Below are 18,731 nucleotides of genomic sequence, written 5' to 3'. Positions count from 1 at the left end.
CGACATAGGAGCGACTGTCATGACGCACGACGAAACGCGCACGCACTTCCGCGACGCGATGGCTTGCCTCGGCGCGGCCGTCAACATCATCACGACCGATGGTCCGCGCGGGCGCTGCGGCATCACCGCGAGCGCTGTCTGTTCGGTGACCGATACGCCACCGACCATGCTGGTGTGCATCAATCAATCGAGCTATGTGCATGACGTGATGCACGAAAACGCGAACCTGTGCATCAACATCCTTGGCGCGCACTGCCAGGACCTGGCGCGCGTGTTCGCGGGCATGACGGGTTGCTCGATGGACGCGCGTTTCGATCAATGCGCGTGGCAGCCGGGAGCGCTCGGCGCTCCGGTGCTTGGCGACGCGCTCGCGAGCCTCGAAGGACAGATCGTCGACAGCAAGACGGTGGGCTCGCACTCGGTGATGTTCGTGCGGATCGAGCGGATCGCCACGCGCGATGACGGCGATGGCCTCGTCTACTTCGGCAGGCAGTTCCACCGGCTTGCGCGTGCCGGTGTCGCGGCTTGCGAGGCGGCATGACGATGCAGGTCTGTCTCTTTCTGATCGGCACGAGCGACGCGCGGCAATCGCTCACGGACCCGCCCGCGCTGCTGCGGGCCGCCACGCAAGTCGCGGGGCTGCGCAAGCTGATCGTGCACGAGCCGATCGCGGGACAGGTCGATGCGCGTATCGCGCCGGCGGCCGATGCGCCGTCGTGCGTGCTGCAGTGGTACTTCGACGAACTCGAGCCGCTCGAAGCCGCGCTCGAACCTGACGGCGCGATCGCGCACGCGTTGCATTCGGCCATGCGCGCCGAATACAGCCCGCAAAGCTTCTCGCAGCAGGTGATGGCCGTGCGCATCTTCGCGCCACCGCAGGCTGCGTCGGTCGAAGACAACGCGCAACGCTGCACCTATCTGGTCGCATACGAAGGCGTCGCGCAAGACTTCAACGCGTGGCTTACGCACTATCTGGCGCATCATCCGCCGTTGATGCTGCAATTGCCGGCGCTGCGCGAAATGGAGATCTACACGCGCATCGACAGCCGCAGCGGTTTGCCGTTTGCGCGCGTGAGCGCGATGCAACGCAACAAGGTCGTGTTCGACGATGCGAGCGCGCTCACCGATGCGCTCGCGTCGCCGGTGCGCGATGCGATGCGCCGCGACTTCCAGGCGCTGCCGCCGTACAGCGGGGCGACGCCGCATTTTGCAATGCGCAGCATCTACGGTAACCTCGCCGCATATTGACCGGCGCGTCGCGCGGCCCCAGCGACGTGCCTTAGTTTGCGAGAGCTGCGCATGAACAAGCTGAATCCCGGCATCGCCGATCTGAATCTTCTGCGCGTGTTCCTCGCGATCTGGGACCTGCGCAGTCTGACGGCGGCCGGCGATCGGCTCGGTCTCACGCAACCGGCGGTCAGTCATGCGCTGCGCCGTCTGCGCACTCTGTTCGAAGACCCGCTGTTTTCGCGCACGCCCAACGGCATGGTCCCCACCGATGCCGCGTACCGCCTCTATCCGCCGCTCGCGCAAGCGTTCGCGATCATCAACGAAGCCGTGCAGCAGCTGGCGAAGTTCGAGCCGTCGACCGCGCGACGGGTGTTTCGCGTGTCGATGTCGGACATGTCGGAGTTCTACTTCTTGCCCCCGCTCGCCGCGCTGCTCGATCGGGAAGCGCGCGGCATCCGCATCGAGGTTGCCAACGTGCCGGTCGAGTCGGTCAGCGCGGCGATGCGCGCCGGCGAAGTCGATCTCGCGCTCGGCTATGTGCCGGGTCTCGACGCGGGCTGCGTGAGCCGGACGCTGTTCGTCGACGAGCACGTGTGCGTGGTGCGCGCCGGTCATCCGCTGCGCAAGACGAGGCCGAGCCGCGAAGATCTGAGCGCGCTACGCTACGTGTACGCGAGTACCAATGCGACCGGGCATCGGATGGTCGAGCAATGGCTCGACGAGCTGAACCTGAAGCGCGAGGTCGTGCTGCGGCTGCCGCATTTCGTCGTCGCGCCCGAGATCGTGATGAATACCGATCTTGCCGTGATCTTTCCGAAAAGCATCGCGAAGCGCTTCAACCGCGGCAAGGCGTTCCGGATTCTGCCGCTGCCGTTTCCGCTGCCGCCGATCGAAATTCAGGTGCACTCCCACTCGCAGTTCGCGGCGGACCCCGGCATCGCGTGGCTGCGCGAGACCATCCATACGATGTTTCATCAGCCGGCACGCTGAGCGCCCGTGAGCTTGCCCGCGGGTGCCCGGGCACGCCGGGCATATTAGCTGCACTGATACCCGCCCTGCTTTTCGGCTAATTTGACGCCACTATCTGTCGCCTCGACACTGCGTATCGTGCGAAGCCTTTTCTGAAAGGCCGCCATCCCCCCACTTCAGATGCGAGCAGACATGTCCTCCGTTCAATCCCCGATCGCGGCCGGGCGCGCCACAGCAGAGTCGGATCGCGCACTCAGGAAAATCATCATTGCGTCGGTGGCCGGCAACGCGATGGAGTGGTACGACTTTTTCGTGTACGGCACCGCGGCTGCGCTCGTGCTCGGGCAACTGTTCTTTCCCGCGCACGCGGACCCGTTGATCGGCACGATCGGGGCGTTTGCCGCGTTTGCGATCGGCTTCGTCGCGCGTCCGCTGGGCGGCATCGTGTTCGGGCATATCGGCGACCGCTATGGACGCCGCGCGTCGCTCGTCTGGACGCTGCTGATCATGGGCTTTGCGACCTTCGGCATCGGGCTGTTGCCGACCTATGAGCACGTCGGTCTGGCCGCCCCCGCGGCGCTCGCGGGCTTGCGCTTGCTGCAAGGCATCGCATCAGGTGGCGAATGGGGCGGCGGCGTGCTGATGATCAGCGAGAACGCTCCGCCCGAAAAACGCGGCTATTTCGCGGCGTGGAGTCAGCTCGGCGTGGGCGGCGGCTTCGTGCTGTCGGCGGGCGCGTTCCTCGCGGTGCAAGCGCTGCCGCACGATCAGTTCATGTCATGGGGATGGCGTCTGCCGTTTCTCGCGAGCATCGTGATTTTCGCGCTCGGCGTGTACATCCGTCACAACCTGCCGGAGAGCCGCGACTTCGAGAACGCGGAGAAAGCCGGCAAGACCGCGCATATGCCGGTGCTCGAAGCGATCAAGCGTCACCCGAAAGAGATCCTGATGGCGATGGGTCTGCGGGTCGCGGAAAACGGCGGCGCCTATATCTTTCTCGCGTTCTCGCTCGTGTACGGCAAGTTCGTCGGCATTTCGAATTCGGTGATGCTGACCGGCGTGATGCTCGCGATGGTCGTCGAAATGGGCGCGATGCTCGCGTGGGGCAAGCTGTCGGACCGCATCGGGCGCAAGCCGGTGTATATGATCGGCGCGGTGTCGCTCGTGGTGATGGCGTTTCCGTTCTTCTGGCTGCTCAACACGCAGTCCACGCCGCTGATCTGGCTCGCGCTTTTGCTCGGCACGGCCGTCTGCCACGGCGCGATGATCGGCACGCTGCCCGCGCTCGTCGGCGAACTGTTCAGCACCGAAGTCCGCTATTCCGGCGTGGCGCTCGGTCACGAAGTCGCGTCGATCTTCGCGGGCGGCCTGTCGCCGCTGATCGCGACCGCGCTGCTCGCGCACTACCAGGCCTACTGGCCGGTTGCCGTGTTCCTGATCTTCCTCGGTCTCGTTACCGTCGTCACGCTGAAGTTCACGCACGAAACGCGTCAGCCGTAATGCTTCGCCTGCCTGGCGTGCAAGCCTTCGCGCGGTGACGTGTATCGCGCGAAGGCTTCGCTTTGGCCCGCGCAGTATGAGGTAAAGGAGTGCGGTAACATGGCACTCCCCCAAGACCCGGTCCTCATGTCAGCGCATGAAAGTCGACACCACCACCGTTCGTCTCGTCGTCGCGATGGTCGAAGAGGGCAGCATCTCGCGGGCGGCCAACCGGCTGGGGCTCGCGGTGGCGGCGGCGTCGCGGCGCGTGTCGGATCTCGAGGAGCAACTCGGCACGAAGCTCTTCAGGCGCGTACCGCACGGCGTGGAAATGACCGAGTCGGGTGGCAAGCTGCTCGGCTATCTGCAGCAGGTCGACACGCTGGTGGACCGGCTCGCGAGCGAGGCGCAGGCACTCGTGAGCGGGTTCGACGGACGCATCGTGATCGGCGCGCCGAAAGCCGTGATCATCGAGTTTCTCGCCGCGGATATCGCCGCGATCCGGAATGCCTATCCGGGCATCTCGCTGAAGATCGTCGAAGAGAACAGCCGCATCGTGCAGCAGATGTTGCGCGACAAGATGATCGACATCGGCATCTACGAAAAGAAGAGCGGCTTTCTCGATCTGCCGCAAATGCGCTATCGCGAGGACCGGCTGGTGCTCGTTTATAGCCGCGCACATTTCCATCTTGATCCGCAGCCGATCACGCTCGACGCCTTGCTCGAGCTTCCGCTCGTCAGCCTCGGCAAGGGCTCGGCAATCCTTGCCGCCGTGCAGCGCGCGTTTCACAGCCGCGGCCGCCGCTTCGATTGCGACTATCTGGTCAATGGTTTCGACACGATGCTCGCCGTCGTGCGCCACGGGCTCGGCGTGGGTCTGATGCCGCCCGACGTGCTGCGCAGCTTCCATCCCGAGGACGGCCTCGGCGTCGTCGAGCTCGCGGGTGACTGGCATCAACGTAGCTACGTACTGTCTTGTGTGGAAGGACATGCGCAGGCGCAGACGCTGCGCAACGTCGAAGCCGCGCTCACGGCCGGACGGCGCGTGGCCGGCCGCTGAAGCGCGGGCGCAGCAGTTCCTGCGCTCGACGCCCTCGACTGCAAAGCACCCCCTTCGTCTTTTGCGAAACCAGGTATGACCGTCGCATTCTTGCGGCGGCACCCTCGCGTGCGCGACAGTTGACGCACGCCAACACGGTGCTGCAACGGCCGGCCGCGCGACGCGCTTCGCGCGACAGCGGCCCGGCAGGAAAAACAGGGGACGACATGACGCAAAACCACGCACAAACACCATCCAGCGACGACGCGGAAACGAACAACCGGCCTTTGCCGCTGCAGGGCATCCGTGTGCTCGACGTCAGCCAGGTGATGGCCGGCCCGTTCGCCTGCATGATGCTCGCCGATCTCGGCGCTGACGTCATCAAGGTCGAACCCCTCGAAGGCGACCAGACGCGCGGCGCCATGGGCTTCAAGATGAAAGGCCCGGACAGCATGGGCTTTCTGAACATGAACCGCAACAAGCGCTCGGTCGCGCTGGACCTGAAGACCGACGAAGGGCGCGAGTTTTTCTACAAGCTGGCCAGGACCGCCGACGTGATCGTCGAGAACTATCGGCCCGGCGTGGTTCAGCGGCTGCGGATCGATTACGGGACGATCCGTGAAATCAACCCGAAGATCGTCTACGCGAGCATCTCGGGCTTCGGTCAGAGCGGCCCGTGGTCGCAGCGCCCCGGCTTCGACCTGATGGCGCAGGCCATGTCCGGCGTCATGAGCGTGACGGGCTACAAAGGCGGCAAGCCCGTGAAGGCCGGCGTGCCGGTGGCGGACATCGGCTGTGCGCTGTTCGCCGTGTACGGCGTGCTTTCCGCTTATATCGGCGCGCAGAAGACCGGGCAGGGGCAACACGTCGACGCGTCTCTGTTCGATTCGGCGATGGCCTTCTCGATCTGGGATATGTCGGATTACTGGGGAACGGGTGTCGAGCCGACGCCGCTTGGCACAAGCAACAAGATGAGCGCGCCGTATCAGGCCGTGAAGGCGCGCGACGGTTACTTCGTGATGGGCGCAACCAACCAGAAGCTGTGGTCGCGTCTTTGCGAACTGCTGGAGCGGACCGATCTGCTGACGAATCCCGAGTTCGAGACCGTTTCGCTGCGCCTGAAGAACCGCGAGGCGCTGATCGAATCGCTCGAGAAGTCGTTCGGCCAGCGCGACTGCGAGGCATGGATCGAGACGATGCTGGCCGCGGGCATTCCCGCCGGACCGATCCTGTCGTATCCGCAAGCCTTCAGCAGCGAACATGCGCAGTATCGCCGCATGTGCATGGAGATCGACCATCCGGTTGAAGGCAAGGTCAAGAACATCGGCTTTCCGGTCAAGATGCTCGGTACGCCGCAGCGCGTGCGACGCCATCCGCCGCGGCTGGGCGAGCACAACGACGAGCTTTACGCAGAGATCAACGGGGCCGCGAAATGAGCGAAGCGACGAGTGAGAAAGTCAGGCTCGAACGTCTGACGGAGTCGGTCGCGCAGATCGTGATCGACCGCCCCGAGCGGCACAACGCGATGTCGATTCCGATGTACGAGACCTTGCTGGCATTGATCGACCAATGCCGCGCGGACGAAACCGTAGGTTGCATTGTTCTACGCGGCGCGGGCGGCAAGTCCTTTATCTCGGGCACCGACATCGACTACTTCCGCGACTTTACGGCAGGCTCGCAGGGCGTCGAATACGAAGCGCTCGTCGAACAGGTGATCGACGCGGTCGAACGCATTGCGGTGCCCACCGTCGCCGCGATCGACGGTTGGGCCGTGGGTGGCGGACTCGCCATCGCTACCGCGTGTGACTTCCGCATCTGTGCGGAGGGCTCGCGCTTCGGCGCGCCGATCGCAAAGACGTTATCGAACACGCTGTCGTCACGCAATCTCGCGAGGCTCGTGGCGGCATTCGGCGTGCCGCGCGTGAAGAAGATGCTGCTGCTCTCCGATTTCCTCAGCGCCGCCGAAGCGCACGCGTGCGGCTATGTGTATGACGTCACGGCGAAGGAACAGGTCGGCAACGCGGCGTGCGCGCTCGCCGAGCGGCTCGTTGCGCTATCGCCCGTGACGCAGCATGCGGTCAAGGAGAGCTTGCGGCGCATCGTGATCGATCAAAGCCTCGCAGACGAGGATCTCGTCGAGCAGGTGTACGGCAGCCAGCGGTTCCGCGACGCCGTCGCGGCCTTCGGCTCGGGAACGCCGAAAGGCTGAGCGTCCCGGATCGCACGCGCTAGTCGCGTGGCTTCACCACAAAAAATAAACCGCATCTGGAGGACGACACATGAAACGCCTGTCGCTGAAGGCCACCACCACCGCGCTGGTGATGTTGTGCCTGATTTATTTCATCACCTATGTGGATCGCGTCAACATCAGTACGGCAGCGGGGCAGTTCAAGAGCGAGCTCGGCCTCAGCAATACGCTGATCTTCCTTGCCGCGGCGATGTTCTTCAACGAAATGAACGTCGGCCCGATGTGGGCGATTCCGATGGACGTCGCCTACGACCGCTCCGGCACGGCCAGCGGCATCATGAGCGGCACCGGCTTCACTGCGGCGATCGCGAGCCCAGTCATCGCCGGGTTGGTCGCCGACCGGTTGCACAGCTGGGATCTGACGTTCGTACTGTCGATCGGCGTGATGCTCTTCGGCATCGTGCTGAGCTTCTTCATGAAGCCGAACATACCGTTTTCGAATGACGCGACGCAGCCGCGCAGCGAATCGCAACGCAAGGAGGACGCGCTGTCGGGCGCTTGACACTTCAGCATAAAATAAATCGCATTGATGCAAGCACGGTTTTTTAATCTATTTTGCTTATTCGATGCGGGGCGCTAATCTCGGCATATCGTCCCCCCAGGAATACATCGGAAGGCAATCATGCAAGCGCAAACCCTGAAGGTTCGGGTCGATGCCTTGTGCGAAGAAGCGCACGGCGTCCGCTCGTTCAGCATTTCGCGGCTCGACGGGCTGCCGTTCGAGCGCTACGAACCCGGCGCACATATCGACGTCACGAGTCCTTCGGGCGTCACGCGGCAATACTCGTTGTGCGGCGACCCGGAGTGTATCGAGTCGCAGATTTTCGCGGTGAAGAAGGAGGAGCAATCGCGCGGCGGCTCGCGCTCGCTTCATGAAGAGGTGAGCGTCGGCACCGAACTGTCGGTCGGCGCGCCGCGCAACCTTTTTCGTCTCGAAGAAAGCGCGGACGAGCACATCCTGATCGGCGCGGGCATCGGCATTACGCCGTTGCTGTCGATGGCTTATCGGCTCGCCGCGCGGCACGCGCGCTTCACGCTGCACTATTTCGCCCGCAGCGAGGCGCACGCGGCCTTCATGACGCTGCTCACGCGCGAGCCGTTCGCACGGCACGTGGAGCTGCATTTCGGCGTGCAGCCCGAGGAGCTGAAACCCGCGCTCGATGCGTGCCTGCTCGATGCAGGCGCGAACGCGCATGTCTACACGTGCGGTCCCTCGCCGTTCATGGATTTTGTCGTAGCGAGCGCTCAGCAACGCTTGCCCCCGGAAGCGATTCATCTCGAACGCTTCAAGGCGGAGCCGGCTCCCGTGGCCGAAGCGTTGCTCGATAGCTTCGACGTGCAGCTCGCGAGCAGCGGTCAGACGGTGCGAGTCGATGCGAACACGTCGATCGTCGACGCGCTCGCGTCGATCGGTATCGAAGTGGACACGTCGTGCGGCGAAGGCGTGTGCGGTACCTGCATGGTCGATGTGGTCAGCGGCGAGCCCGAGCATCGCGATCACTGCCTGAGCAAGGCCGAGCGCGCGAGCAATAGCGTGATCTGCTGCTGTGTGTCGCGCTCGCGCACTCCCGTGCTCGTGCTCGACCTCTGATTTGCCTCCGCGCAATCACATCTTCTCGAAGCCCGCGAGGATCTCGGTGATGAGGCCGCGCATCCACGCGATGCCTTCGTCTTCGTGGAAGTGCTCGTGCCAGTGCATCGTCACGGCGGCCTTCGGCAGCGGCACGGGCAGTGCATAGATCCGGAACGCGTCGCCGCGATTGAGGATATGCGCGAGCCGTTCGGGCAGCGTCGCGAACAGATCCGTCGCGGCCAGCACGCCAGGCACCGCGACGAAGTGCGGCAACGCGAACGCGATATTGCGGCCGACGCGTTGCGCGCGCAGCGCGTCGTCGAGCGCATGGTGGCTATGTTCGAGCGAGCGCACCTGGATGTGCGACGCGGCCAGAAACCGGTCGAGCTTCAGCGTGTCACCGCTCGGCAGGTCGCGGCGCTTGCGCGTCATGCACACATACGATTCCTCGAACAGTAGGCTATGCCGCGTGCGCGGCAGCAGCGACGGCAGATTGCCGATCGCGAAGTCCAACCGGCTCGAGCGCAGCGCCTCTTCGATCTCCTCCACAGGCAATGGCTCGACGACCAGCTTCACGCGCGGCGCGGACTTCTGCAGCGCCGCGCACAGCGCGGGCAGATAGGCCATTTCGCCCGCATCCGATAGCGACAGACGAAACGTGCGCGTGCTCGTTGCCGGATCGAAACGTTCCGCGTAACGCAGCGCCTGACGCACGGTGTCGAGCGCGTGGCCAACGATTTCCGCCAGCTCGAGCGCGACGGGGGTCGGCTGCATACCCGCGCGCGTGCGGATAAAGAGCGGATCGTCGAACATCGTGCGCAGACGGCCGAGCGAGTAGCTGACCGCGGGCTGCGACAGCGCGAGGCGTTCGCCCGCTTTCGTCAGGCTGCGCTCCTCGACGATCGCCTGAAACACTCTCAGCAGATTGAGATCGACGTGGTCGATGGAGGTCATGGGGTCTCTTGTGATATCAGCCGAACTTATTCGGCAACCTGTTTTTAATCGATTTGACGCATGATCGTCGCAAAGCGAGACTGATGTCAACGAGAGGATGCGCTGATGTGTTGCACGCGACTCGTCGCGTCGATGTGCGTCTTCATTCCAACCACGCAACCGTTCCCCGCATACGATGAGTACGCCGATCTATCAAACCATCGACACCAGCGCTTTAGCCAGGCGCGCCGAGGCCGATCGCATCGCGCCTTCCCTCTACTACGATCCCGAGCTGTTCGAAGTCGAACTGGAGCGCATTTTCTACAAGACGTGGATCTGGGTCGCGCATGACAGCGAGCTGCCGAAGCCCGGCGATTTCATCACGACGACGATCGGCCGGCAGCCGGTGATCGTCGTGCGCGACAAGAGCGGCGCGGTCAACGTACTGCAAAACCGCTGCCGGCATCGCGGCGCGACCGTGTGCGAAGAGCACAAGGGCAATGCGAAGGGCTTCACGTGCCCGTATCACAGCTGGTCTTATGCGCTCGACGGCACGCTGCGCGCTCTGCCGTACGGCGACGGTTACGAAGGCGTATGCGAAAAGGGCGATCTGCCGCTGAAGAAGCTGCGCGTGGGCGTCTATCAGGGCCTCATTTTCGCGAGCTTCAACGAAACGATCGAACCGCTCGAAGACTTCCTCGGCGGCGCGAAGCCGTGGATCGACCTGTTCATGAAGCAGGGCGCGGGCTATCCGATCAAGGCCAACGGCGAGCACAAGTTCAAGTTCAAGGGCAACTGGAAGATCCAGCTCGAGAACACGACGGACCTGTACCACTTCCCGGTCGTGCACAAGTCATGGATGAAGTCCATCGACGACGAAACCGCCGCCGCGATCACCAGCTTCATGACGAGCGACCAGGCGTTCTGCCGCTCGCTCGGCAACGGTCACAGCCTCGCGGTGCTGATGCCCGAGATCGTCGATCTGGACCGCGACGATGGCGCGCCGCTGCCCGAGCGCTTCAGCGAACTCGCCGCGCAACTCGCGCAAAAGCACCCGCCGGAAGAAGTGCGCCGCATCGTGCGCTCGCTGATGGGCGTCGGCTTCAACCTGAACCTGTTCCCGAATCTCGCGCTGTCGATGGCGTTCTTCCGCGTGCTGCGGCCGATTTCCGCCGAGGAAACGGAGATTCGCCACGTCGCGCTCGCGATGGACGGCGGTCCTGAAGAAGCGAACCGCGTGCGCCTGCGCATTCACGAGCACTTCCAGGGCCCCTTCGGCTTCGGCAGTCCCGACGACGCCGAAGCGTGGGAGCGCGTGCAGCGCGGCTCGCATGCGGGACCGGAAGTACCGATCCTCGTCAATCGCGGTCTGAATCGCGAAACGACCGCCGCGAACGGCGAGAAAACCGCCCACGCAACCGATGAAACCGGCATGCGCGAAGCCTACAAGCAATGGCGCGCAATGATGGAGCAGGCATGATGGACGACAGAAACGCACTCTTTTCCCACCAGACCTTTGCGCGCGCGATCGAGTTCATCTGGCGCGAAGCCGAATTGCTCGATCGACGCGACTATCGCGAGTGGCTCGAGTTGTGGGACCCGGCGGGCCACTACGTGGTGCCGATCGATCCGAACACGACCGATTACGCGGCAACGCTGAACTACGCGTACGACGATCAGCATATGCGCGAGCTGCGCGTGCAGCGCATGACGTCGGGCTATTCGGCATCCGCGTCGGATGCCGCGCGCACGGTGCGCACGGTGTCGCGCTTCACGCTCGCGAGCGATAGCGCGGACGTGGTCGAAGTGAAGTCGTCGCAGATCATCATCGCGTACAAGCGCGGCACGTCGACGATCTTCGCGGCCGATCTGACGCACAAGATCAGCATGGCGAGCGGCGAGCCGCGTCTCGTCGAGAAAGTGATCCGCCTGATCGATTCCACCGATGCGCTGAGCGCGATCGGCTTCCTGCTCTGACCGGTCATCATGCCGACACTCGAAGGCTATCAACCGAACCAAGGAACGTTCCCATGAGCGACAACCGAAACCTGCCTTTGCGTGTGCTGTTCTGCTGCGGCGTCTCGCAGAACTTCTTCGACTTGCCGCGCGAACAGATCGGCGAAGTGTGGCAAGCGTACGGCAAGATGCTGAACGCGATCGAAGCGATGGAAAACGTGCGCGTGCTGGGCGTGATGGACGACGATCGGCTCGTGGTCGGCAACGCCGATGGCGCGCCGTGGACGTTCTACATCATGGCCGACGTCGCCGACTTCGATACCGCGGTGGCCGTGTGCAATCTGTATCGGACGACGCCGGTCGGCGACTACAACCTGTGGCGCTACGGCAAGATCGAGGCGCGCGTGGGCCGTGCGCTGACGGTGCCGCCAGCGGTCGCCAACCATGCGTGACGCGATGACCGATCCGGCTATCGACGCGCTGCTCGCGCGCGTCAAAGCGCTAGAAGCACAGAACGCGGTGCGTAAGACGATCGCACGCTACATGGCGCTGTGCGATGTGCCCATGCGCGCGCTCGAGGGCGAGGCGCTCGCCGCGCTGTTCGCCGAAGACGCGATCTGGGAAGGCATCGGCCCGCAGTACGCGAACAAGTTCGGGCGTCTCGAAGGGCCGGCGCAGATCGTCGCGATGCTGCAGCGTTATCTGCCGCCCACGCCGCACTTCGCGACCAATGTCCACTTTCTGACTGCGGAGCACATCGAGGTGAACGGCGACACGGCGAAGGGTCGCTGGATCATGTTGCAGGCTTCGGGTTATGTCGATGCGAAAGCGGAACTGATCGCGGCGCGCCTCGAAGTCGACTTCGTGCCCGCCACTCACGATGCGAGCGCGACATGGCTGATCCGCCATTTCCGTACCGAGCGTCTTTTCGATGCACCGTGGCAAGTCAACCCGGCCCAGGGAGTTTCGGCATGAGCGCATTTCTGCAGACATTCGATCTGAGCGCGACGGACAGCGCCGACGCGCCGACGATCGCGATCAAGGACAGCATCGACGTCGCCGGCTACGCGACGACAGCGGCAAGCCGTGCGCTTGCCGACGCACCGCTTGCATCGGAGCACGCCGAAGTCGTGCGGCGTTTGCTCGACGCCGGCTGGCGCGTCACTGGCAAAACCAACATGCACGAACTCGCGTTCGGCATGACCGGCATCAACGACTTTTCCGGCACGCCGGTCAATCCGCAGGACGCGGCACGCATTCCGGGCGGATCGTCGAGCGGGTCCGCGTCGGCGGTCGGGCAGAAGTTCGTGGACGCCGCGCTCGGTACCGACACCGGTGGCTCGGTCCGCGGCCCGGCCGCATGCTGCGGCGTTATCGGCCTGAAGCCGACGTTCGGCCGCGTGTCGCGGCTCGGCGTGGCGCCGCGCGTCACGACACTCGACTGCGTTGGACCATTCACGCGCGAGACGGACACGCTGATTCGCGTGATGACGGCGATCGATCCTTCGTTTCGCGCTGACGATGCGCGTCGAGACGTTTCGCAGTTGCGCATTGGCATGGTCGCAGTCGACGCGGATGACGACATCGCCAAAGCAATCGCCGACGCGGTCGGAAAGTCCGAACTCGCCACGCAAGCGATCGAACTCGCGTCGCTGAAGGACGCATTCACGGCCGGCCTCGCGGTGATCAACGCGGAGACATCGCGCGCATTCGGCCATCTGGTGGCAAGCGGCAAGCTCGGCGCCGATATCGAAGCGCGCCTGCGCGCGGCCGCGGCCACGAGCGCCGCCGATCTCGACGCGGCGGAACGCGTGCGCCGCACCTTCACCGACGAAGTGGACCGCGCGCTCGACCGGGTCGACGTACTCGTGCTGCCGACGCTGCCCTCATTGCCGATCACGCTCGAAGCGGCACGCGCCGGCACGTCGGTGATCGGCATGTCGTCGTTGATCCGGCCGTTCAACCTGAGCGGGCATCCGGCGCTGAGCCTGCCCGTTCCGATCGAACGCTCGACGCTGAAGGCGGGCCTGCAAATCATCGGTCGCAAGAACGACGACGAAACGGCGTGCGCGGTCGCCGCGCACCTCGAAGCGCGCCTCGCGCAATCCGTCTGAACGCAATCCAGGAGTCAGCAACATGTGGAACAGAGTCGCGCTCGTGACGGGCGCCGCGCGCGGACTTGGCGCCGTTGTCGCGCGTCGTTTTCACGAGGCAGGCTACAGGGTCGCGCTGGCCGATATCGCGATCGAACCCGCGCAAGCGCTCGCGCGTGAACTCAGCAGCGACGGCTCGAGCGCCTGCGCAATCCGGCTCGACGTCACGCGCAAGGCGGACTTCGAGGCAGCGCGCGACGCGTTGCTCGAACGTTGGGGCGGCGTGGACGCGCTCGTCAACAATGCGGGCGCCTCGAAGGTCGTGCCCGTGATGGACATTACCGCCGAGCAGTTCGATCAGGTCATCAACGTGAATCTGCGCAGCGTGCTGTTCGGCTGCCAGGTATTCGGGCAGTACTTCGCGCAGCGCGGCGTGGGCCGCATCGTCAATATCGCGTCGCTGGCGGGGCAGAATGGCGGCTCGGCAACGGGCGCGCACTATGCGGCCGCGAAGGGCGGCGTGCTGACGCTGACCAAGGTCTTCGCGCGCGATCTCGCCGCGTGCGGTGTGACAGTCAACGCGATCTCGCCGGGGCCGCTCGATTTGCCGATCGTTCACGAGAGCGTGGCGGCGGACAAGCTGGCAAAAGTGATCGAAGCGATACCGGTCGGCAAGCTCGGGGCCGCGTCGTATGTTGCCGATGTCGCGGTGATGCTCGCTTCCGGTGACGCTTATTTCGCCAATGGCGCGTGCTGGGACGTCAACGGAGGCCTGTACATGCGCTGATGCGTCTGCAAGGGCCGAGGCGGCCGGGTCATTCCGGCCGCTCGTCCGACGGGCCCCATACTTCGGGCACGCGGCGCACGAGGGTCGGAGTAGACGAAGCGCCGAGCTTTTCCCTGATGCTCGCGCGATGCACGTCCACGGTTTTCACACTGATCGACAGGTCCGCCGCAATGACCTTGCTCGGCTTCCCCTCGATCAAACCGTGCAGCACTTCCTTCTCGCGCGACGTGAGCGAGTTGATCCGCTCACGCAGTTCGAGTTGGCGCATGTGTTTCGCGTGACGCTGGGACGCGAGTTTCATCGCGCGTTGAATGCGCTCGAGCATCTGCTGCGAGTTGTACGGCTTCTCGACGAAGTCGACTCGCACTCGGTCATGTTCGTGAAGACCACGCAGATTCGCGTGCGCGCCGACGGCGACAGCCTGATTTACTTCGACCGGAATTTTCTCCGGGTGCCGCGCGCGTGGAAGGGGCAATGAGTCATTTGAAGCGCTGCCGGCCAGCTCGGGCTCCGGCAGCGCTTACGTTGTCGCTCCGGACATGGCTCCCGTAAAACCTCACCATTGCCCGGACCTCCTGGAACTCCTCACCATTCGCACTACTTCAGCAACGCCATCTGCACGACCTTGACGATCACGAGCGCGATCGCGAGCAGCAGATAGCCGCGCAGCACGCCCATCCATACGCGTTTGGCGAGCGTCAGACGCGGCGGCGGCAGTTCGTCGAGCGGCGGCATGCGCCACGTGTTGCGCGCGTCCTTCGCATAGACCGGAGCCGGCTCGGCCGCGGACTCGCCGCGCAGCTTGCGCATCCCGAAGCTCGCCACATACCCGACGACCGCGAGCAACGTGCCGCCCGCCAGGACTTCGATGATCGTTTCCGCCGCGATGTCCGGATAGATCACCGACGCGGTCAGGACGATCGACAGCATCACGAGCACCCAGATCACCGCGCCGGTAAACAGATTGAGCTTCTTCGAATTGGCCCACGGACCGAGCACCGCGCGATCGTTGCACAGCAGCAGCAGGAACACGGTCGCGCTCGGCAGCAGTACCCCGGCGAGCGTCTGCACCGCTTCTGTCAACAGACCGAGCGGGCTGCCTGGAATCAGCACCAATGCCGCGGCGGCCGCGACGATCGCGAAGTACACGACGTAGAAGCCCTTCGCATCCGACACGCTACGGTGCAGCGAATGGCGGATCTTGAACACGTCGCCGATCGCATAGGCGGTCGATAGCGACACAGCCGCCGCGCCGATCACGCACGCGTCGAACAGCGCGATCGCGAACAGCACGGCCGAGGTACGCCCCGCGTATCTCTCGAGACCAGCGATCACACCGCCCGCGTCCGTGAAGTTGCCGAACCCGGGCCGTCCGTCGAACAGCGCCGCGCTGAACGAGATCATCGCGACCGCGCCGATCAGTACGAACACGATGCCGATCCACAGGTCGGCTTTTTCGTAGTTCATGAAGCGCGGCGTGATGCGCTTGTCGACCACATAGCTCTGCTGGAAGAACAGCTGCCACGGAGCAACCGTCGTGCCGACGATGCCGATTACGAGCAGCATCACGTCGGACAGCTTCGAGTGCGCGGGCCAGTTCGGAATGAAGAAGTCGCGCGCGATCTGGCCGACCGGCGGATGAATCGACACGAGCACCGGCACGAGCAGCAGGCTCAACACGCACAGCGCGACCGCGAAACGCTCGAAGCGGCGGAAGTCGCCGGTGCTGACGGCGGCCATCGTCAGCGCCGCGGCGATACACACGCCCGCGATCTTCGAGACGCCGAAGAAGTCGAGCACGAACGTGATGCCGATGAATTCCGTCACGATGGTTAGCGCGTTCAGCAGGAACAGATCGACGACGCTGAACGCGCCCCAGAACTTGCCGAAGCGCTCGAAAATAAGCCGCGCGTGGCCCACGCCCGTGACCGCACCGAGCCGCAACACCATCTCCTGATTGACGAACAGCACCGGCACCAGCAACAGCATGGTCCACAGCAACGTGGTGCCGTAGTTCTGTCCGGCCTGCGTGTAGATGCCGAATGCGCCCGCGTCGTTGTCGCCGACCATCACGATCAGACCGGGGCCGAGGATCGCGAGCAGCGTGCGCAGGCGTGCCCACCAGCTCGTGCGTGGCGCGATGTCATGGTGAGCGATCGTGCCGAGCGCGCCCTTGATATCGCCGACGTGTGCCGAATCGAGCACGGCGCTGCGCGCGGAGGAAATGTTCGTCGGAGTAGACATGTCGTTCTCTCCTGGTTGTATTTGTCGAAGGTCGGATCGCGAAACGCTATGCCACGCGCGACATCACGCGACGGCAGAAGGCGATGAACGGATGCGGTGCGTGTAGCACGAGCATGCCGTCGTAATGGGTGCGCGATTCCTGCACACGCGGGAACTGCGAAAGAAGGAGGCCGAATTGCATGAGGGATCTCCGTGCGCCGGTTTCGACGCGCTGGTGGAAAGCCAGCAGACACGGAGGCCGCGTATGTCCGGGCGCGGCGGTGGAGGTCTACTCGCTTTCCTCAGTTGATAGAACGGGGAAGCGGCATAAGGGATAACTGTCACTGTCGGGCATGGCGGCTCCTTGTCGGTGTGTAGCGGGGACTGCGTTCGAGCGTCTGAAGCGTTCGCTACGCACGTTCGCTACACACGTTCGCTACGCATGTGTTTATCCACGCGTTCGCGCGCATTGCGTTGAACGGTTTGCGTTGACTGACAACGCGCGCGCAAACGCGACCGCAAGCGCAAGGCTCGCGATGCGACGCCGTATCGGCGCGGGAACGCGCGTGAACGCGGCGTTCCTGTCATGCGGATACGACGTTACTTTAGGTGCACGGGAAGAAACTGCGGCGCGCACCGTCTGCCAACTGGCAAGACGGCGGCTGATGAAGAGAGCGCGGACGTCCTGCCGGTCAGGCAGCGAATCTGTTCGAAAGTCGGCTACTGCAGGTGTCCAAGGCATGAGCCCCATTGGTGATGATTTTTGAATTCTAGGGTTCGCCTTCCGCCGAGGTCAACCTGTTTCTTAAGCAGAGCAGAAAAAATGTGCGGCGCGCGACGGTGGGCACTTTGAATGACATGTGGGTCGAGGCCGATTTAGGGGGGAGGTCGAACAGGCGGCACCGATCCGTCCGGCCGATGCCACCACGCCGTGCTCACTGATTGGCGCGCCGTCGCTCGGTCAGCCGGTTATGCACGCTTCTGACGCCGCGAACCGATCGCGCGGCGTTGCCGGCTTGCGCGATTTGCGATTGCCGCGGCACGGTGCCGGTCAGCGTAACGACGCCGTGACGCGCTTCGACACGGATGTTCGCCGAATTGAGGTTCGTGGTGCGCGTGAAAGCGCGGCGGACGTCGCGGACGATTGCGCTGTCGGACCGGTTGTTGTTCCGGTTCGAAGCCGCCGGGACCGACTGGCTTTGCATCGACGCATCGTTCGGCATCTCGCGCGTCTGTGCGTTTGCATAGGTCGCGCAAGTCGCGATGGCCACCGCGAACAGTGCACCGAGGATTCTGCTCGCGCCGTTTGTTTTCATTCTTCCTCCTTTGCCGGTTTGTCAGGAACTGCCGTTCGAGCCGCGTGCTGCCAGCGGGGAAGAGGCGGTGCAACGCACTACCGCCTCGCGACGAGTCATCGACCGTCGGCCCCGATTATATTCTGCGGCGCACGCGCCGATACTGATAGGTGAGAAGATTCGGGAGCCGCCGAGGTGAGAATATGCGCACCTGTACGCGCACTTCAAAATTGAAGGTGAGGGAATTCGGGAGTCGCCCGGACGGCGCTACAAATTGCGAATGGTTTCCTGAGAAACTAATATCGCATTCCCAACCTTGCTTCCTTTTCGTCAGGTTTGCCCACGTCGATGCAACGTTTCCGTCAGAGGCGTCATGCGGTCAGACCGTCTGGCCGGAAGCCGGCGAAGGCGGCGCGCACAAGAGACAAAGGCGCTGCTCGAACCCGAGACGGTCGACGAAGACCGTCGCAATCATCTGATCGCGTTAAGCGATGCCGCACAGGCGCTCGTCCCCGAACTCGCGCAATTGGACGATCAGAACGACGACGAATTTTGCGGCCATCTGCCCGTGCAGGTTAGAACGGCGGTCGTCGACGCGATGAAGAACGTCGTAGCGGTGCGTGAGCTGAAGTACGTGCCGATCGAATGAACGTGGCGCGTGCATCGCGTCAAAGGTGAGGACTTTCGGGAGTCGCGCGCGGGCGGTTCTTTTGCAACTAACCGGCCGGGCCAGGAACGGCACAAACCGCGCGGCAAGAGGCTCGCGGGAATGCGCGCATTTATGCCTGTCAGCCATAGGTGAGGATATTCGGGAGCCGTCGATGCTGTATCGGGCGACGGCCTGTCGTGCGACGCACAAAACGCGCTTCATGCAGTCGCCAATCATGGCATCCGTCGCGGTGACCG

General features: G+C 64.0%; 20 protein-coding genes and 2 pseudogenes. 17 read left to right on the top strand and 5 right to left on the bottom strand.

Annotated features, from left to right (window positions below; translation table 11 throughout):
- Window positions 1-19: 19 nt before the first annotated feature.
- The 9 genes from hpaC (at window position 20) to OKW35_RS19290 (ending at window position 8,556) form a co-directional block, all read left to right on the top strand.
- Window positions 20-541 carry a 4-hydroxyphenylacetate 3-monooxygenase, reductase component gene (gene hpaC / locus OKW35_RS19330; RefSeq protein ID WP_429403879.1) on the top strand — a complete coding sequence of 174 codons (522 nt, stop codon included), beginning with the start codon at window positions 20-22 and terminating at the stop codon, window positions 539-541.
- A gap of 2 nt (window positions 542-543) precedes the next feature.
- Window positions 544-1,248 carry an EthD family reductase gene (locus OKW35_RS19325; protein WP_429404395.1) on the top strand — a complete coding sequence of 235 codons (705 nt, stop codon included), beginning with the start codon at window positions 544-546 and terminating at the stop codon, window positions 1,246-1,248.
- 51 nt (window positions 1,249-1,299) lie between these two features.
- Window positions 1,300-2,220: a LysR family transcriptional regulator gene (locus tag OKW35_RS19320; protein WP_184057664.1), complete on the top strand. Its 921-nt coding sequence runs from the start codon at window positions 1,300-1,302 to the stop codon at window positions 2,218-2,220.
- 171 nt (window positions 2,221-2,391) lie between these two features.
- Complete coding sequence (locus OKW35_RS19315; RefSeq protein ID WP_184057662.1) at window positions 2,392-3,699, top strand: MFS transporter; 1,308 nt, start codon at window positions 2,392-2,394, stop codon at window positions 3,697-3,699.
- A gap of 136 nt (window positions 3,700-3,835) precedes the next feature.
- The gene (locus OKW35_RS19310) at window positions 3,836-4,738 is read left to right on the top strand and encodes a LysR family transcriptional regulator (protein WP_090808166.1); all 903 of its coding nucleotides are present in this window, start codon (window positions 3,836-3,838) and stop codon (window positions 4,736-4,738) included.
- 206 nt (window positions 4,739-4,944) lie between these two features.
- Window positions 4,945-6,153: a CaiB/BaiF CoA transferase family protein gene (locus tag OKW35_RS19305; RefSeq protein ID WP_429552887.1), complete on the top strand. Its 1,209-nt coding sequence runs from the start codon at window positions 4,945-4,947 to the stop codon at window positions 6,151-6,153.
- Window positions 6,150-6,926, top strand: coding sequence for an enoyl-CoA hydratase (locus tag OKW35_RS19300; RefSeq protein ID WP_184004534.1), 777 nt, complete (start codon window positions 6,150-6,152; stop codon window positions 6,924-6,926). The genes OKW35_RS19305 and OKW35_RS19300 overlap by 4 nt, the downstream gene beginning before the upstream one ends.
- Before the next feature lie 70 nt (window positions 6,927-6,996).
- Entirely contained in the window at window positions 6,997-7,467 is a 471-nt protein-coding gene (locus OKW35_RS19295) for a hypothetical protein (protein WP_429552886.1), read from the top strand.
- Window positions 7,468-7,587: 120 nt separating this feature from the next.
- Window positions 7,588-8,556, top strand: a complete 969-nt coding sequence (locus OKW35_RS19290; protein ID WP_429552885.1) for a PDR/VanB family oxidoreductase — start codon at window positions 7,588-7,590, stop codon at window positions 8,554-8,556.
- Window positions 8,557-8,571: 15 nt separating this feature from the next.
- On the opposite strand, the gene OKW35_RS19285 is transcribed toward OKW35_RS19290, so the two are convergent.
- A complete protein-coding gene (locus OKW35_RS19285) occupies window positions 8,572-9,492 on the bottom strand; it encodes a LysR family transcriptional regulator (protein ID WP_184057656.1) in 921 nt (306 codons plus the stop codon).
- A 175-nt stretch (window positions 9,493-9,667) separates the two neighbouring features.
- Here OKW35_RS19285 and OKW35_RS19280 point away from each other — a divergent pair, with 175 nt between their 5' ends.
- Genes OKW35_RS19280 through OKW35_RS19255 form a run of 6 tightly spaced genes read left to right on the top strand, consistent with a single transcriptional unit; the run spans window position 9,668 to window position 14,307 of the window.
- The gene (locus OKW35_RS19280; RefSeq protein ID WP_429552884.1) at window positions 9,668-10,951 is read left to right on the top strand and encodes an aromatic ring-hydroxylating oxygenase subunit alpha; all 1,284 of its coding nucleotides are present in this window, start codon (window positions 9,668-9,670) and stop codon (window positions 10,949-10,951) included.
- Window positions 10,948-11,448: an aromatic-ring-hydroxylating dioxygenase subunit beta gene (locus OKW35_RS19275; RefSeq protein ID WP_026226450.1), complete on the top strand. Its 501-nt coding sequence runs from the start codon at window positions 10,948-10,950 to the stop codon at window positions 11,446-11,448. The genes OKW35_RS19280 and OKW35_RS19275 overlap by 4 nt, the downstream gene beginning before the upstream one ends.
- A 53-nt stretch (window positions 11,449-11,501) precedes the next feature.
- On the top strand, window positions 11,502-11,879 hold the full coding sequence (locus OKW35_RS19270) for a hypothetical protein (protein ID WP_184073051.1): 378 nt from the start codon (window positions 11,502-11,504) through the stop codon (window positions 11,877-11,879).
- A gap of 4 nt (window positions 11,880-11,883) precedes the next feature.
- Window positions 11,884-12,402, top strand: coding sequence for a nuclear transport factor 2 family protein (locus OKW35_RS19265; RefSeq protein WP_429552883.1), 519 nt, complete (start codon window positions 11,884-11,886; stop codon window positions 12,400-12,402).
- On the top strand, window positions 12,399-13,541 hold the full coding sequence (locus OKW35_RS19260) for an amidase (RefSeq protein ID WP_429552882.1): 1,143 nt from the start codon (window positions 12,399-12,401) through the stop codon (window positions 13,539-13,541). Before OKW35_RS19265 ends, OKW35_RS19260 begins: the two co-directional genes overlap by 4 nt.
- A gap of 22 nt (window positions 13,542-13,563) precedes the next feature.
- Window positions 13,564-14,307 carry an SDR family NAD(P)-dependent oxidoreductase gene (locus tag OKW35_RS19255; protein ID WP_429552881.1) on the top strand — a complete coding sequence of 248 codons (744 nt, stop codon included), beginning with the start codon at window positions 13,564-13,566 and terminating at the stop codon, window positions 14,305-14,307.
- Between the two features lie 28 nt (window positions 14,308-14,335).
- Here OKW35_RS19255 and OKW35_RS19250 read toward each other — a convergent pair.
- Window positions 14,336-14,668 (bottom strand): annotated as a pseudogene (locus tag OKW35_RS19250) (response regulator transcription factor); the annotation flags it as partial.
- Between OKW35_RS19250 and OKW35_RS19245 the strand changes: the two are divergent.
- Window positions 14,660-14,785: pseudogene (locus OKW35_RS19245) on the top strand (4-hydroxyphenylacetate 3-monooxygenase reductase subunit); the annotation flags it as partial. The pseudogenes OKW35_RS19250 and OKW35_RS19245 sit on opposite strands and share 9 nt — an antisense overlap.
- A gap of 119 nt (window positions 14,786-14,904) precedes the next feature.
- Here OKW35_RS19245 and OKW35_RS19240 read toward each other — a convergent pair.
- From OKW35_RS19240 to OKW35_RS19230, 3 genes are all read right to left on the bottom strand, one after another.
- Window positions 14,905-16,551 (bottom strand): NRAMP family divalent metal transporter, encoded by a 1,647-nt coding sequence (locus OKW35_RS19240; protein WP_429552880.1) that lies wholly within the window; start codon window positions 16,549-16,551, stop codon window positions 14,905-14,907.
- 46 nt (window positions 16,552-16,597) lie between these two features.
- Window positions 16,598-16,732 carry a hypothetical protein gene (locus tag OKW35_RS19235; protein WP_429552879.1) on the bottom strand — a complete coding sequence of 45 codons (135 nt, stop codon included), beginning with the start codon at window positions 16,730-16,732 and terminating at the stop codon, window positions 16,598-16,600.
- Between the two features lie 733 nt (window positions 16,733-17,465).
- Complete coding sequence (locus OKW35_RS19230; RefSeq protein ID WP_429552878.1) at window positions 17,466-17,846, bottom strand: BON domain-containing protein; 381 nt, start codon at window positions 17,844-17,846, stop codon at window positions 17,466-17,468.
- A 352-nt stretch (window positions 17,847-18,198) separates the two neighbouring features.
- Here OKW35_RS19230 and OKW35_RS19225 point away from each other — a divergent pair, with 352 nt between their 5' ends.
- Window positions 18,199-18,474: a hypothetical protein gene (locus OKW35_RS19225; RefSeq protein ID WP_429552877.1), complete on the top strand. Its 276-nt coding sequence runs from the start codon at window positions 18,199-18,201 to the stop codon at window positions 18,472-18,474.
- Window positions 18,475-18,731: the final 257 nt, after the last annotated feature.

The organism is Paraburkholderia sp. MM5477-R1, assembly GCF_050436385.1.
Taxonomy (GTDB): Bacteria; Pseudomonadota; Gammaproteobacteria; order Burkholderiales; family Burkholderiaceae; genus Paraburkholderia; species Paraburkholderia tuberum.
Note: the sequence above shows the minus strand (reverse complement) of the source record. Positions and strands in the feature narration are given on the sequence as shown.